Below are 14,405 nucleotides of genomic sequence, written 5' to 3' on the forward strand. Positions count from 1 at the left end.
ATGTCTAGCAGGAATAGTTCGCGATTGCCGCGCTTCTTGCCCGTCGGCGGCCGCCTGGCGGCATGGCTGGCGGCAGGTCTGCTGGCCTTGGCGCTGGGCGCGGCCGCCTGGGCCAGAGGCGAGGCCGGCACCGTCTCCGTGCGCGATCTGCCGCCGGAAGCGCAGCGGGTGCTGGCCCAGATCCAGTCCGGACACCGGTTCAGCCACCCGCGCGACGGCGTGACGTTTTATAACCGCGAGCGGCTTTTGCCCTTGCGGCCTCGTGGGTACTATACCGAGTACACAGTACCCACCCCCGGGGCCCGCAACCGCGGCGCCAGGCGTATCGTTGCCGGCAAGGGCGACACCGGCGACCCGGCCACCAGCGGCGAATATTGGTATACGTCCGATCACTATGCGTCGTTCCGGCGCATACGGGAGTGATCCATGTCCTTGAACTCGAGAACGTTGAGCGAGTGCCTCAAGACTGGCGGAGCCTTGTATGACCAGGGCGTCGACGCGCAGACCCTCAAGCGCGCCGCCCAGGAATCGAAGCTGGCGCTGTTCGAAGTGGATTGTTCGCGCGCCAAGAGCAAGTCCGCGGTGTTGCGCGCGATCGCCAACGCCGTGGATTTTCCCGAGCACTTCGGCGGCAATCTCGACGCCCTTTACGATTGCCTGTGCGACACCGTGCTGGATCAGCAGGTGGGCATGGTGCTGGCGCTGCGCCATCTGCACAAGGACGACCCGGGCCTGGCCGAGCACGCGCCGGCCATCGCGCAGGTGGGCGAGGACGTGGTCGAATTCGCCCGCGAAAACGGCAAGACCTTCGCCTTCATTCTCGATCGCGCCGACGGCGCAGCAGGACCGGCCAGACCATCTTCCGCCGACTGATGCCCGGTCGGCGTGCAACCAGGAGGAGTCCTCGATGAAGCACCGTGTGGGTTTCATGTTGTTGACAGCATCCTTGGCCAGCGCTCCGGCGCTCGCCGATCTGTCCATTCCCATGTCGGCCGTCGACGCCCAGGGCAAGGGGCGCGACCTCGGCACCGTGACCGTCAAGGAAACCGCCTACGGGCTGGTCTTCACCCCGGCGCTCTCCGGCCTCGCGCCGGGCCAGCACGGCTTCCACGTGCATACCAATCCCCGTTGCGATCCTGGCCAGCAGGACGGCAAGCCGGTCGCTGCGCTGGCGGCCGGCGGGCACCTTGACCCCAAGAAGACCGGCAAGCACGGCGCCCCCTGGGACGACGATGCCCACCTCGGCGACCTGCCGGCCCTGTACGTGGATGCCGACGGCAAGGCCAGCTACCCGGTACTGGCCCCGCGCCTGAAATCGCTGTCCGATCTCAAGGGCCGTTCCCTCATGATCCACCAGGGCGGCGACAACCACGCCGACCATCCCGCCCCGCTCGGCGGCGGCGGCGCCCGGACCGCTTGCGGGGTGATGTAGAGAGGGGGTGGGGGAAGCCCACCCCCTCCGCGCTCCGCGCGTCTCCCTCAAGGGGGCGGCGCTGGCGGACCGGCAAAGCCGGATCCGCGGCGCCCTGGGTCTAGTGCGAATTTCTCGGATTGCGGCACCGTAGCTACCGCTGGCAGCCAGCGAAGCACAGGCGCCCCACCCCAAGACAACGGCCCTAGACCCAGGATGCGGTGGATCCGGCTCCGCCGGTCCACCCGCATCGCCCCCTTGAGGGGGACGCGCGGAGCGCGGAGGGGGTGGGCTCGTTCTACACCCAGGCAAACTTTGCGCTGAGCGCCGAGATCAGGGCCGTACCCGCGGTTTCGGTGCGCAGGATGCGGTCGCCGAAGCGGAGCATGCGCACGCCGTGGTGGCGGGCCAGGGCGTACTCCTCGTCGGACCAGCCGCCCTCGGGGCCGACCAGCAGTTCGATGGCCGTGGGCGGGGAGGCCAGGGTGGCGGCCCAGTCGGTCAGTCGCAGGTCGGCGTCCGGATCGCACAGCAGGCGAACGGCGCCACCGGCGGGGGGGCGGTCCAGCCATTGTTGCGGCGTGAGCGGTTCGGCCACCTCGGGAATACGGTTGCGGCCGCACTGTTCGCTGGCTGCCACCGCGATCCGGCGCCAGTGCCGCAGCCGCTTTTCCAGCCGTTCGCCCGACAGGCGCAGCACGCTGCGGGCGGCCGCCAGGGGCTGGACGGCCGCGGCGCCTACCTCGACCGCTTTTTCCACGACCCAATCCATCTTGTCCCCCGACGGAATGGCCTGTGCCAGCACGATACGGCCGGGCAGCTCGGCCTCGCGCGGGTCGTGGGCGCCCAGCAGGGCCATGGCCTGCCTGCCGTCGACCTCCAGCCGGGCCGGATACTGGCCGCCGCGGCCGTCGAACAGGACGATCTCCTCGCCGTCGCGCAGCCGTAGCACGCGCAGGGCATGATGGGCGACAGGATCGGGCAGGGCCAGGCGGGTGCCGGCCTGCAGCGGAAGATCGACGTGGAAGCGGGGCAGGGGCATGGACGGTGAGCGATGTAACTTTTGACAAGCGGCGACACCCGCGAAAGGGCGGGGGACCTGGACGAATGTTAAACTCGAAAGCTTTGTAGCAGCGGGATTTCCCGCCCGGAACGAGTGTCTTCATGAGCAATCAAGCCGCCCCTCAACTCAACATGGCGGACGCCATCCGCGCGCTGTCCATGGACGCCGTCCAGAAGGCCAACTCCGGCCACCCCGGCGCGCCGATGGGCATGGCTGAAATCGCCCTGGCGCTCTGGCACGGACACCTGCGTCACAATCCCGCCAACCCGGCCTGGCCCGACCGCGACCGCTTCGTGTTGTCCAACGGCCACGGTTCCATGCTGATCTACTCGCTGCTGCACCTGACGGGCTACGACCTGTCCATCGACGAGCTGCGCAACTTCCGCCAACTGCATTCCAAGACCCCGGGCCACCCCGAGGTCGGCATCACCGCCGGCGTGGAAACCACCACCGGGCCGCTGGGGCAGGGCATTTCCAACGCGGTCGGCATGGCGCTGGCCGAGGCGCTGCTGGCGGCCGAGTTCAATCGCCCGGGGCTGCCCATCGTCGACCACTTCACTTACGCGTTCGTCGGCGACGGCTGCCTGATGGAAGGCATCTCGCACGAAGTCGCCTCGCTGGCCGGTACGCTGAAGCTGTCCAAGCTGATCGTGCTGTACGACTCGAACGGCATTTCCATCGACGGCGAGATCAAGTACTGGTTCGCCGACGACACCGCCAAGCGCTTCGAGGCCTATGGCTGGAACGTGATCCGCAACGTCGACGGCCACGACGCCAAGGCGGTCGATGCCGCCATCGCCCAGGCCAAGACGCAGGCAGCCAGGCACGGCGGGCCGACCCTGATCGAATGCCGCACCATCATCGGCAAGGGCGCCCCCACCATGGAAGGCACCGACAAGGTCCACGGCGCGCCGCTGGGCGACCAGGAAATCGCCGCCACCCGTGCCGCCATCGGCTGGCCCCACGACGCGTTCGTGGTGCCGGCCGAGGTCTATGCCTTCTGGGACGCCAAGGCCAAGGGCGCGCAGGTCGAAGGGGAATGGAACGCGCTGTTCGACAAGTACGCCGCGCAATTCCCGGAGCAGGCCGCCGAATTCCAGCGCCGCATGCGCAGCGAGCTGCCGGCCGACTTCGCCGAGAAGCTCGCCCAGTTCGTGGCCGAGACCAACCAGAAGCAGGAAACCGTGGCCACCCGCAAGGCCTCGCAGTTCAGCATCACGGCGCTGGCCGGCATCCTTCCCGAACTGCTGGGCGGTTCGGCCGACCTGACCGGCTCCAACTACACCGACTGGAAGGGCGTCGCGCCGGTGCGCGCCGGCAAGGACGGCATCGAGTTCGGCCGCCACATCAACTACGGCGTGCGCGAGTTCGGCATGGCCGCCGTCATGAACGGCATCGCGCTGCACGGCGGCTACCTGCCGTTCGGCGGCACCTTCCTGACCTTCTCCGACTACTCCCGCAATGCCCTGCGCATGGCGGCGCTGATGAAGCAGCGCGTGGTGCACGTCTTCACGCACGATTCCATCGGCCTGGGCGAGGACGGCCCCACCCATCAGTCCGTCGAGCATGCGGCCAGCCTGCGCCTGATTCCCAACCTGGAAGTCTGGCGGCCCTGCGACACCACCGAAACCGCGGTGGCCTGGGGCGCGGCGGTCGGCCGCCCGGCCAGCGTCGGCATGGACGTGAAGGCCGGCGGACCCACGGCGCTGCTGTTGTCGCGCCAGAACCTGCCCTTCGTCGAGCGCGACCAGGCCACCATCGCGGCCATTTCCCGCGGCGGCTACGTGCTGCGCGACGCGCTCAACCCGCGTGCGGTCATCATCGCCACGGGCTCCGAGGTGGCGCTGGCGCTGGCGGCGCAGGAAGTGCTGGCCAAGGAGGAAATCTTCGTGCGCGTGGTCTCCATGCCTTGCACCCAGATCTTCGACCGGCAGGACGAGGCGTGGCGCCAGCACGTGCTGCCGCGCAACCTGCCGCGCGTCGCGGTGGAGGCCGGAGTGACCGACTATTGGCGCAAGTACGTGGGCCTGGACGGCGAGGTCATAGGTATCGATACCTATGGCGAATCTGCGCCGGCCGGGGTGTTGTTCAAGCATTTCGGGTTCACTGCCGAACGGGTCGCAGACGCCGTCCGGAAGCTGGTGGGCTGAGCGGGGCAGTCGTCCACCAACGTCGTCACAGATTCTTCTCATCAAAGGAAAACACCATGACTATCCGTGTCGCGATCAATGGCTATGGCCGCATCGGCCGCAACGTCCTGCGCGCCCACTACGAAGGGGGCAAGAAGCACGACATCGAAATCGTCGCCATCAACGACCTGGGCGCACCCAAGACCAACGCGCACCTGACGCGCTTCGATACGGCCCACGGCAAGTTCCCGGGCACCGTCACGGTCGAGGGCGACTACATGGTGGTCAACGGCGACAAGATCCGCGTGCTGGCCAACCGCAACCCGGCCGAGCTGCCGTGGGGCGAGCTGGGCGTGGACGTGGTGCTGGAATGCACCGGCTTCTTCACCAGCAAGGAAAAGGCCGGCGCCCACCTGAAGGGCGGCGCCAAGAAGGTCGTCATCTCCGCCCCCGGCGGCAAGGACGTGGACGCCACCATCGTCTACGGCGTGAACCAGGACGTGCTGAAGGCCGAGCACACCGTCATCTCGAACGCCTCGTGCACCACCAACTGCCTGGCCCCGCTGGTCAAGCCGCTGCACGACAAGCTGGGCATCGTCTCGGGCCTGATGACCACCGTGCACGCCTACACCAACGACCAGGTGCTGACCGACGTCTACCACGAGGACCTGCGCCGCGCCCGCTCGGCCACCCAGAACATGATCCCGACCAAGACCGGCGCCGCCGCTGCGGTCGGCCTGGTGATGCCCGAGCTCAACGGCAAGCTGGACGGCTACGCCATCCGCGTCCCGACCATCAACGTGTCGGTGGTCGATCTGACTTTCATCGCCAAGCGCGACACCACCGTCGAGGAAGTCAACGCCATCCTGAAGGAAGCCTCGGAAGGCTCGCTCAAGGGCATCCTGAACTACTCGACCGAGCCGCTGGTGTCGTCCGACTTCAACCACGACCCGGCCTCCAGCACCTTCGACGCCACGCTGACCAAGGTCAACGGCAACCTGGTGAAGGTCTCGTCGTGGTACGACAACGAGTGGGGCTTCAGCAACCGCATGCTGGACACCACCGTGGCGCTGATGTCGGCGAAGTAAGCGCATGGGCAAGGTCATCACGCTGGCCGATCTGGCGGCCAAGGGACAACTGGCCGGCAAGCGGGTGTTCATCCGCGCCGATCTGAACGTGCCGCAGGACGACCAGGGCAACATCACCGAAGACACGCGCATCCGCGCGTCGGTGCCCGGCATCGAGCTGGCGCTCGGTGCCGGCGCCGCCGTCATGGTGACGTCGCACCTGGGCCGTCCCACCGAGGGCACCCTGACTCCCGCCGATTCGCTGGCGGCCGTGGCCAAGCGCCTGTCCGAGCTGCTCGGCAAGCCGGTGCAGCTCGTGACCGACTGGGTGGACGGCGTTGCCGTCGCGCCCGGCCAGGTCGTGCTGCTGGAGAACTGCCGCGTCAACAAGGGCGAGAAAAAGGACGACGACGCGCTGGCGCGCAAGATGGCCGCGCTGTGCGATGTCTACGTCAACGATGCCTTCGGTACGGCTCACCGTGCCGAGGCCACCACCCACGGCATTGCCCGGCATGCCCCGGTCGCCTGTGCCGGTCCGCTGCTGGCCGCCGAGCTCGACGCGCTGGGGCGCGCCCTGCAGTCGCCCAAGCGGCCGCTGGTGGCCATCGTGGCCGGTTCCAAGGTGTCGACCAAGCTCACCATCCTCAAGAGCCTGGCCGACAAGGTCGATCAGCTGATCGTGGGCGGCGGCATCGCCAACACCTTCATGCTGGCCAAGGGCCTGCCCATCGGCAAGTCGCTGGCCGAACCCGACCTGGTGAACGAAGCCAAGGCCATCATCGACGTCATGGAAAAGCGTGGCGCCGCCGTGCCGATCCCCACCGACGTCGTCTGCGCCAAGAGCTTCGCTGCCGATGCCCAGGCGGAGACCAAGTCCGCCGATGCGGTGGCGGCCGACGACATGATCCTGGACATCGGCCCGGTCACGGCCGAGCGCCTGGCCGGGCTGCTCAAGGCTGCGGGCACCATCGTCTGGAACGGACCGGTGGGCGTGTTCGAATTCGACGCCTTCTCGCACGGTACGGAAACCCTGGCGCGCGCCATCGCGGCGTCGCCGGCGTTCTCGATCGCCGGGGGCGGCGATACGTTGGCCGCGATCGCCAAGTACGGCATCGCGGACCAGGTGGGCTACATCTCGACCGGCGGCGGTGCCTTCCTCGAGTTCCTGGAAGGCAAGGCCCTGCCCGCGGTCGCCATCTTGGAGGAGCGCGCCGCCCAAGGCGCCTGACCCTGTGGACGCACCTTCCGCTCGCGCCACGAAAATCGTGGCCACGCTCGGCCCGGCTTCCAGCTCGGCCGACACGCTGGCGCGGATGATACGCGCCGGCGTCGACGTAGTACGGCTCAACTTTTCGCATGGCACCGCGGAAGACCACGCGGCGCGCGCCGGCCTGGTTCGCGCCGCCGCCCTGGCCTGCGACCGCGAAGTCGCGATCATGGCCGACCTGCAGGGGCCCAAGATCCGCGTCGGCAGGTTTGCCGACGGCAAGGTGCTGCTCGAACCCGGCCAGCCCTTCATCCTCGACGCCGCGTGCGAGCTGGGCGATGCCGGCCGCGTCGGCCTCGACTATCCCGACCTGCCGCGCGACGTGCGGGCCGGCGACATCCTGCTGCTGAACGACGGCCTGATCCGCCTGCGCGTGATCCGCGTCTCGGGTACCGAGATCCACACCGAAGTCGTGGTCGGCGGCGAGCTGTCCAACAACAAGGGCATCAACCGCCAAGGGGGCGGCCTGACCGCGCCGGCCCTGACCGGCAAGGACATGGAAGACCTGCGCTCGGCGGTGCAGATGGGGGTGGACTACATCGCCATCAGCTTCCCCAAGAACCGTACCGACATGGAAATGGCCCGCCAGCTGGTGGCCATCGCGGGGGCGCCCACCGGCGCCCGGCCGCAGCTGATCGCCAAGATCGAGCGCGCCGAGGCCATCTCCGTGCTGGAGGAAATCATCGATGCGTCCGACGGCATCATGGTGGCGCGCGGCGACCTGGCCGTGGAAGTGGGTACGGCCGCCGTGCCGGCGCTGCAAAAGCGCATGATCCGGCTGGCGCGCTCGCGCAACCGTACCGTCATCACGGCCACCCAGATGATGGAGTCCATGATCGTCAACGCCATGCCCACCCGGGCGGAAGTGTCGGACGTGGCCAACGCCGTGCTGGACGGCACCGACGCCGTCATGCTTTCGGCCGAGACCGCGGTGGGGCGCTATCCGGTGGAGACGGTCGAAGCCATGGCGTCGATATGCCTGGAGGCCGAAAAGTCGCAGCATTTCGAGCTGGACAAGGACTTCCTCGACCAGACTTTCCAGCGGGTGGACCAGTCCATCGCCTATGGGGCGCTGTTCACCGCCCACCATCTGCGATGCAAAGCCATCTGTGCGCTGACGCATTCCGGCGCCACCACCTTGTGGATGAGCCGGCACGATAGTGCAACACCTATTTACGCGCTGACCCCGCGCGTGGCGACCCAGCGTAAAGTAGCGCTGTACCGCAATGTGCGGACGCTGCAACTGGAAGAATCGGGCGACCGCGACGCTTCGCTGCTGGCGGCCGAGAAACTGCTGGTGGAAAAGGGCGTGGCGGGGCCCGGCGACCTGGTCGTTTTCACGGTAGGCGAACCCATGGGGTCTCCAGGCGGAACCAATACTCTAAAAATCGTGCGGATAGGCCAGCACGGCTGACACCCACACATCATTTCTCATTCAGGAGTTCACAATGGCACTCGTTTCCATGCGTCAACTGCTCGACCACGCGGCGGAAAACGGCTATGGCATCCCGGCCTTCAACGTCAACAACCTGGAACAGGTCCAGGCCATCATGGAAGCCGCCGACGAAACCAACAGCCCGGTCATCATGCAGGCCTCGGCCGGCGCCCGCAAGTACGCCGGCGAGGGCTTCCTGAAGGCGCTCATCGCCGCCGCCGTCGAGTCCTATCCCCACATCCCCGTGGTCATGCACCAGGACCACGGCCAGTCGCCCGATGTCTGCAAGGGCGCCATCGCCATGGGCTTCTCCAGCGTCATGATGGACGGCTCGCTGCGCGAGGACGGCAAGACCATCGCCGACTACGACTACAACGTCGAAGTCACCCGCAAGGTCGTCGACATGGCCCACGTGCAAGGTATCTCGGTGGAAGGCGAGCTGGGCTGCCTCGGTTCGCTCGAGACCATGAAGGGCGACAAGGAAGACGGCCACGGGGCCGAGGGCACCATGACCCGCGAGCAACTGCTGACCGACCCCGAGCAGGCCGCCGACTTCGCCAAGCGCACCCAGATCGACGCGCTGGCCATCGCCATCGGCACCAGCCACGGCGCCTACAAGTTCACCCGCAAGCCCAGCGGCGACATCCTGGCCATCGACCGCATCAAGGAGATCCATCGCCGCCTGCCGACCACGCACCTGGTCATGCACGGCAGCTCCAGCGTGCCCCAGGACCTGCTGGCCATCATCCGCGAGTTCGGCGGCGACATGAAGGAAACCTACGGCGTGCCGGTCGAGGAGATCCAGGAAGCCATCAAGCACGGCGTGCGCAAGATCAACATCGACACCGACATCCGCCTGGCCATGACGGCCGCGATCCGCCAGTTCATGGCCGAGAACCCCTCGAAGTTCGACCCGCGCGAATACCTCAAGCCCGCGCGCGCCGCCGCCAAGAAGATCTGCGTGGAGCGCTACACCCAGTTCGGCACCGCCGGCAACGCCAGCAAGATCAAGCCCGTGCCGCTGACCGTGATCGCGTCGGAGTACGCCTCCGGCAAGCTCGCGCAAATCGTCAATTAAGGCATTCAACCCGCAACAAGGCAGCGTCATGTCCGCACCGCTTTACCAGTCCACCATCCGTTCCCTGCCGCTGCTGGCGCGCGGCAAAGTGCGCGACATGTACGCTGTCGGCGACGACAAGCTCTTGATCGTCACCACCGACCGCCTGTCCGCGTTCGACGTCATCCTCGACGATCCGATCCCGGGCAAGGGCGAGGTGCTGAACTCGCTCACCAACTTCTGGCTGGGCCGGCTCGGCAACATCATTCCCAACCACCTGACCGGCATCGACCCCGAGTCTGTCGTCGCGGCCGACGAGCGGGACCAGGTCGCGGGCCGGGCAGTCGTGGTCAAGCGGCTCAAGCCCGTGCTGGTGGAGGCCGTGGTGCGCGGCTACCTGATCGGATCGGGGTGGAAGGACTACCAGGACACCGGCAGCGTATGCGGCATCAAGCTGCCCGAAGGGCTGGTGCAGGCGCAGAAGCTGCCGGCGCCCATCTTCACGCCCGCGGCCAAGGCGGAACTGGGTTCGCACGACGAGAACGTCAGCTTCGCGCACGTGGTCAAGGAAGTCGGCCCGCAGCTGGCCGAGCAGATCCGCGAGGTCTCGCTGCGCATCTACCAGCTGGCGTCCGAATATGCCGCCCAGCGCGGCATCATCATCGCCGACACCAAGTTCGAGTTCGGCCTGGACGAGAAAGGCGTGCTGCACCTGATGGACGAGGTGCTCACCCCGGATTCGTCGCGCTTCTGGCCGGCCGATTCCTACGTGCCGGGCAGCAGCCCGCCATCGTTCGACAAGCAGTTCGTGCGCGACTGGCTCGAGACCCAGCCCTGGAACAAGACCGCGCCCGCGCCGCGGCTGCCGCAGAACGTGCTGGAACGCACGTCCGACAAGTACCGCGAGGCGCGGGTCCGGCTGGTCGGGGTCTGATTGATCAGATCAGCGCGATCTCCAGCCTGACCGAATCCCCCCGGTATATCCCTTCCCCCACGTAGATCAGCTTGCCCGACGTGTCGATGGCGCGCCGTACGACGTGCGCCACCGGGGCGTTCAGCGGCAGCTCCAGCAGCGCGGCCATCTCGCGGTCGGCGCTGCCTATGGTCATGACCTGGTTGGCCTGCGCGATGCGCTTGCCGGCTAGCTCGTGCAGGATGGGCAGGGTGGCCTCGTGCCGGAAGCGCTTGGGCGGTCCCTGCTTGAACAGCTCGCGATCCAGGACGAAGCGCGCGGCCAGATAGGGATGGCCGTCGCGCGAGTGCAGCCGGCGCATCATCGTGTAGTGCGCGGCCGGTTCGCCTTCTCCGGCCGCGAAGGCGGGCAGTTCGTCCAGGTCACGCTGTTCCAGGACCTCGATGTCCGCGCCCTCGTGGGCCGAGATCAGGGAGGCTCAGTCGATGGCCAGCCGATGCGCGCTGCGCGCCTTGGGGGTCTTGCGGACGAAGCTGCCCTTCGCCCGGAAACGCTCGATCAGCCCTTCGTCCTCCAGCACGCCCAGGGCTTCGCGTATGGTGCCGCGCGCCACCTCGAACTGCTCGGCCAGGTCCGCGACGTTGGGGATGCGGCCGCCGACAGGCCAGTCTCCGGTAATGATCTTGTTACGGAACAGCGACGCCAATTGCAGGTAGCGCGCCATCCGGTCGAGCGTGGTATCGGCGAATGAGGACATGGGTCGAAAGCCTGGTTCGGGAGGAGCGGTCGGTGCTCCGGGGGAGACGACCGCGATTATTCCATCCCCGCCATTATTCTGCCGGCTGGCCATCACTCGGGCTGGATGTTCAGTGTCCGCGCGAGCCGGCCGAACGCCGCGATGTCGCGTTCCACCGTGGCCCGCATCTCCTCGGGCGTGCCCTGGGCCGGCTCGAAGCCGCCGTCGGCGAGTTTCGCCCGGATCGCGGGGTCGGCAAGGACCTGCCGGACGTTGAGCGACAATTGGTCGCGTACGGCCGCGGGCGCACCGGCCGGCAGGGCGAAGCCGAAGTAGGTGTGGGGAATGGTGTTTTCCTCGCCGCCGATCTCGGTGACCGCCGGAACGTCGTTCCCTATGGTCCCGGCACGGCGCCGGACATGATCGCCCGGGTGGTGGGCGAGCAGCTGTCGCGCCAGACCGGCCAGTCCTTCGTGGTCGAGAACAAGCTCGGCGCGGGCGGCAAGATCGGTACCGAGGCGGTGGCCGATGCCAAGGCCGACGGTTATACGTTGCTGCTGGGCGGTAAGGATACGCATGGCATCCTGACCCACCTGTATCCGGAATGGCGCATCAAGCCGGAGAAGGATTTCGCGCCCGTCGCGCTGCTGGCCCGTATCCAGAACGTGCTGTTGGCCAGCCCCCAGCTGCCGGCGTCGAACCCGCAAGAGTTCCTGGCCTTGGCCAGGCAGAAAGAGTTGCGCTACGGCACGCCCGGCGTGGGCACCAACCTGCATCTGGCCGCTGCCTACCTGCAGGACAGCTATGGGCTGAAGCTGCTGCACATTCCGTACAGCCGGAGTTTCGCCGAGGCCCTGCCGACGCTGGCGAGGGGCGAGCTGGATCTCGTGATGGCCGGCCTGCCGCCCGCGATGCCGCTGCTCAAGGATGGCCGCATCAAGGCCATCGCGGTAACGGGCACCCAGCGATCACGGTTCGCGCCGGACATTCCCACCTTCGCCGAGTCAGGCGTGGCGGGACTGGAGTCGGGAGGCTGGTTCGCACTGTTCGCGCCCAAAGGCACGCCCCAGGTTGCGGTGGACATCTTGTCGCGGCAAGTGGCGGATGCGCTGCGCGAGCCCGCCGTGGCCGAGAAGCTGTCCGGGGTCTATGCCGATCCGGCGCCGTCGTCGCCGGCAGAGCTGGCCAAGCTGGTCGCCGATGAAACGCAGCGCTGGGGCAAGGTCGTGGCCGATACCGGGATAAAGGTGGAGTAGAGGAGCCCCCCTACGCGCTGACGCGCGCCCCCAGGGGGCGGCGCTGCGGACGGAAGGAAGGCCCATCCCCTAGCGGCCTTTGGCCGCTCCCCCTCAAGGGGGCGGCGCTGGCGGACCGGCAAAGCCGGATCCGCATCGCCCCTGGAGGGGGCACCCGGAGGGGTGTAGGGGGGCGGCCTCCCTCTAGCCTAAAACAATACCGTTGATAGTTTCCGGCGGTACTGCGAAACCAGTTCCGGTTGCGCCGAAGCCATGTCGAAGACCGCGATCATGGTCTTGCGGCCGATCTCGTCCTGGAAGCTGCGATCCCGCTTGACGATTTCCAGCAACTCGTCCATCGCCCCCGCCCATGCGCGCCGCGCGATGCGCTTGTTGGCCAGGTCGAGGCGCGCCTGCAGATCGTCCGGGTTCTGCTCGATGCGCTTCATCAGCTCGGTTTCCTCGGGCGAGTCCTGGGCCTGCTCGACGGCGTTCAGCGCGGTTTCCAGGTTGGCGTAGTGGGGGTCGGCCTTGGCCTGGGGCGTGAGCAGTTCGAACTGGGCCTTGGCATCCTCGGGGCGGCCCGTGGTGAGCAGGAGCTCGACATAGTCCATCCGCGCCGGATCGTAGGTCGCATCGAGCACGAGGGCTGCGCGCAAGTGTTTTTCCGCCGCGGCGACGTCGCCGGCCTGCATGGCCGCCATCGCCTGCTGGTGCTCCTGCTCGTGGGGCAAGGGCAGGAGGCGGTCGATGAAGGCGCGGATCTGTCCCTCTGGCAGCGCGCCGGTGAACTGGTCCACCGGCCGGCCGTTGAGGATGGCGACCACCAGCGGGATGCTGCGGGCCTGGAAATGGGCGGCCAGCTGCTGGTTTTCATCGACGTTGACCTTGACCAGCTTGAAGCTGCCGCCGTAGTCGCGTTCGAGCTTTTCCAGGATCGGGGTCAGCGAGCGGCAGGGGCCGCACCACGGCGCCCAGAAGTCGACGAGGACCGGCTTTTCGCGCGAGGCCTGCAATACCTCGCGCTCGAAATTGGCGAGCGTGACATCCATACCGGAAATCCTATGAAGCAATGAGCGAAAAAGAGATTGTGCTTCATTTTGGCGCGCGGCGGGCTGGCCGCCTCCGCGGCGCTCGGGTGGGTCAGGGCAGGGGCGGCGCCGAGGTCAGCGCGAACGTGCGCAGGTAGGCCGTCAGCCGGCGCACGCCCGGCGTCGCATGCTTGCGCGCATGGGAAATCAGGTAGAACGATCGCACCAGCCGGGGCAGCGCAGTGGGCAGCTCGACCAGTTCCCCGGTCTTGAGCATGTCGCTCACCACCCAGCGCGACAGGCAGGTGATGCCCAGCCCGCCGGCGGCGGCGCGCTTGATGGCTTCCGAGTTGCCGAACTCGATGCCCGATTTCATGTGCAGCAAGTGGGGCGTCAACGCTTCGCGTATGGTCTCGCGCGTTCCCGATCCCTCTTCGCGCAGCAGCCAGGTGGCGGCACGCAACTGCGCCGTGGAAACGAGGCCGCCGCTCGCCGGCACGATGGGGTCGCGCGCGCCGGCGACGATGACCAGCTCGTCGGCCAGCCACGGCTCGACCGTCAGCTCGGGCTGCTCGCACGGTCCCTCGACCAGGGCCAGGTCCAGTTCGAAATTCACCACCTGCGTGGCGATGGCCAGCGTATTGGCGATGGCCACGTGCGCGGTCCAGCTCGGCTGGCCGGAGCTTTCCAGGTCGCGCTGGAAGCCGGCCAGCAGCGTGGGCAGCACGTAGTTGCCGATGGTGGTGCTGGCCCCGATGCGCAGCAGGCCCACGTGTCCCTGGTCGTCGTGGGCCCAGCGTTCGATGCCGGCGGCCCGGTCCAGCAGCTCGCGTGCCTGGGGCAGCAGTTCCCGGCCGTTGTCATTGAGCACGAGGCGCTTGCCCACTCGGTCGAAAAGCGCCATGTCGAGCGCACGCTCCAGGTCGTTCAGCGCGGCGCTGGTGGCCGACTGCGACAACGCAACGGCCGCCGCCGCCGCGCTGGTACTGCCGGTGTCGGCCACGGCGGCGAAGATCTGCAATTGGCGCAGCGTCAGGCGCAAGGTTTCCATATAACTCGAA

Annotated in this window: 16 protein-coding genes; 10 read left to right on the forward strand and 6 right to left on the reverse strand. The window is 67.6% G+C overall.

Features of this window, described 5'->3' with window-relative positions:
* The 3 genes from CDO44_RS11065 to sodC are packed head-to-tail and all read left to right on the forward strand — an operon-like array spanning position 1 to position 1,432.
* Complete coding sequence (locus CDO44_RS11065) at positions 1–423, forward strand: ribonuclease domain-containing protein (RefSeq protein WP_087780298.1); 423 nt, start codon at positions 1–3, stop codon at positions 421–423.
* A gap of 3 nt (positions 424–426) precedes the next feature.
* Positions 427–873: a barstar family protein gene (locus tag CDO44_RS11070; RefSeq protein ID WP_087780299.1), complete on the forward strand. Its 447-nt coding sequence runs from the start codon at positions 427–429 to the stop codon at positions 871–873.
* Positions 874–907: 34 nt separating this feature from the next.
* Complete coding sequence (gene sodC, locus CDO44_RS11075; RefSeq protein WP_087780300.1) at positions 908–1,432, forward strand: superoxide dismutase family protein; 525 nt, start codon at positions 908–910, stop codon at positions 1,430–1,432.
* 277 nt (positions 1,433–1,709) lie between these two features.
* On the opposite strand, the gene CDO44_RS11080 is transcribed toward sodC, so the two are convergent.
* Positions 1,710–2,453, reverse strand: a complete 744-nt coding sequence (locus CDO44_RS11080; protein WP_087780301.1) for a 16S rRNA (uracil(1498)-N(3))-methyltransferase — start codon at positions 2,451–2,453, stop codon at positions 1,710–1,712.
* 122 nt (positions 2,454–2,575) lie between these two features.
* Here CDO44_RS11080 and tkt point away from each other — a divergent pair, with 122 nt between their 5' ends.
* From tkt to CDO44_RS11110, 6 genes are read left to right on the forward strand one after another with little or no spacing between them, the layout of a single operon-like run.
* Positions 2,576–4,624: a transketolase gene (gene tkt / locus CDO44_RS11085; protein WP_087780302.1), complete on the forward strand. Its 2,049-nt coding sequence runs from the start codon at positions 2,576–2,578 to the stop codon at positions 4,622–4,624.
* Positions 4,625–4,680: 56 nt separating this feature from the next.
* Entirely contained in the window at positions 4,681–5,691 is a 1,011-nt protein-coding gene (gap, locus tag CDO44_RS11090; protein ID WP_087780303.1) for a type I glyceraldehyde-3-phosphate dehydrogenase, read from the forward strand.
* Positions 5,692–5,695: 4 nt separating this feature from the next.
* Entirely contained in the window at positions 5,696–6,898 is a 1,203-nt protein-coding gene (locus CDO44_RS28070) for a phosphoglycerate kinase (protein ID WP_087780304.1), read from the forward strand.
* A gap of 4 nt (positions 6,899–6,902) precedes the next feature.
* The gene (gene pyk, locus CDO44_RS11100; protein ID WP_233146138.1) at positions 6,903–8,351 is read left to right on the forward strand and encodes a pyruvate kinase; all 1,449 of its coding nucleotides are present in this window, start codon (positions 6,903–6,905) and stop codon (positions 8,349–8,351) included.
* Positions 8,352–8,385: 34 nt separating this feature from the next.
* Entirely contained in the window at positions 8,386–9,450 is a 1,065-nt protein-coding gene (gene fba / locus CDO44_RS11105; protein ID WP_087780306.1) for a class II fructose-bisphosphate aldolase, read from the forward strand.
* A gap of 28 nt (positions 9,451–9,478) precedes the next feature.
* The gene (locus CDO44_RS11110; RefSeq protein ID WP_087780307.1) at positions 9,479–10,363 is read left to right on the forward strand and encodes a phosphoribosylaminoimidazolesuccinocarboxamide synthase; all 885 of its coding nucleotides are present in this window, start codon (positions 9,479–9,481) and stop codon (positions 10,361–10,363) included.
* 4 nt (positions 10,364–10,367) lie between these two features.
* On the opposite strand, the gene CDO44_RS11115 is transcribed toward CDO44_RS11110, so the two are convergent.
* The 3 genes from CDO44_RS11115 to CDO44_RS28075 form a co-directional block, all read right to left on the reverse strand.
* Positions 10,368–10,814 carry a UTRA domain-containing protein gene (locus tag CDO44_RS11115; RefSeq protein ID WP_369824628.1) on the reverse strand — a complete coding sequence of 149 codons (447 nt, stop codon included), beginning with the start codon at positions 10,812–10,814 and terminating at the stop codon, positions 10,368–10,370.
* 6 nt (positions 10,815–10,820) lie between these two features.
* Positions 10,821–11,099 (reverse strand): GntR family transcriptional regulator, encoded by a 279-nt coding sequence (locus tag CDO44_RS11120; RefSeq protein WP_158213257.1) that lies wholly within the window; start codon positions 11,097–11,099, stop codon positions 10,821–10,823.
* A 92-nt stretch (positions 11,100–11,191) separates the two neighbouring features.
* On the reverse strand, positions 11,192–11,536 hold the full coding sequence (locus CDO44_RS28075) for a tripartite tricarboxylate transporter substrate-binding protein (RefSeq protein WP_233146143.1): 345 nt from the start codon (positions 11,534–11,536) through the stop codon (positions 11,192–11,194).
* Here CDO44_RS28075 and CDO44_RS11125 point away from each other — a divergent pair.
* Entirely contained in the window at positions 11,417–12,334 is a 918-nt protein-coding gene (locus CDO44_RS11125; protein WP_233146139.1) for a tripartite tricarboxylate transporter substrate binding protein, read from the forward strand. The genes CDO44_RS28075 and CDO44_RS11125 overlap by 120 nt on opposite strands.
* A gap of 188 nt (positions 12,335–12,522) precedes the next feature.
* On the opposite strand, the gene trxA is transcribed toward CDO44_RS11125, so the two are convergent.
* Entirely contained in the window at positions 12,523–13,365 is an 843-nt protein-coding gene (gene trxA, locus CDO44_RS11130; RefSeq protein WP_087780311.1) for a thioredoxin, read from the reverse strand.
* A 91-nt stretch (positions 13,366–13,456) separates the two neighbouring features.
* Positions 13,457–14,395, reverse strand: coding sequence for a LysR family transcriptional regulator (locus CDO44_RS11135; protein ID WP_198951346.1), 939 nt, complete (start codon positions 14,393–14,395; stop codon positions 13,457–13,459).
* Positions 14,396–14,405: the final 10 nt, after the last annotated feature.

The organism is Pigmentiphaga sp. NML080357 (genome assembly GCF_002188465.1).
In the GTDB taxonomy this organism is placed as follows: domain Bacteria; phylum Pseudomonadota; class Gammaproteobacteria; order Burkholderiales; family Burkholderiaceae_B; genus Pigmentiphaga.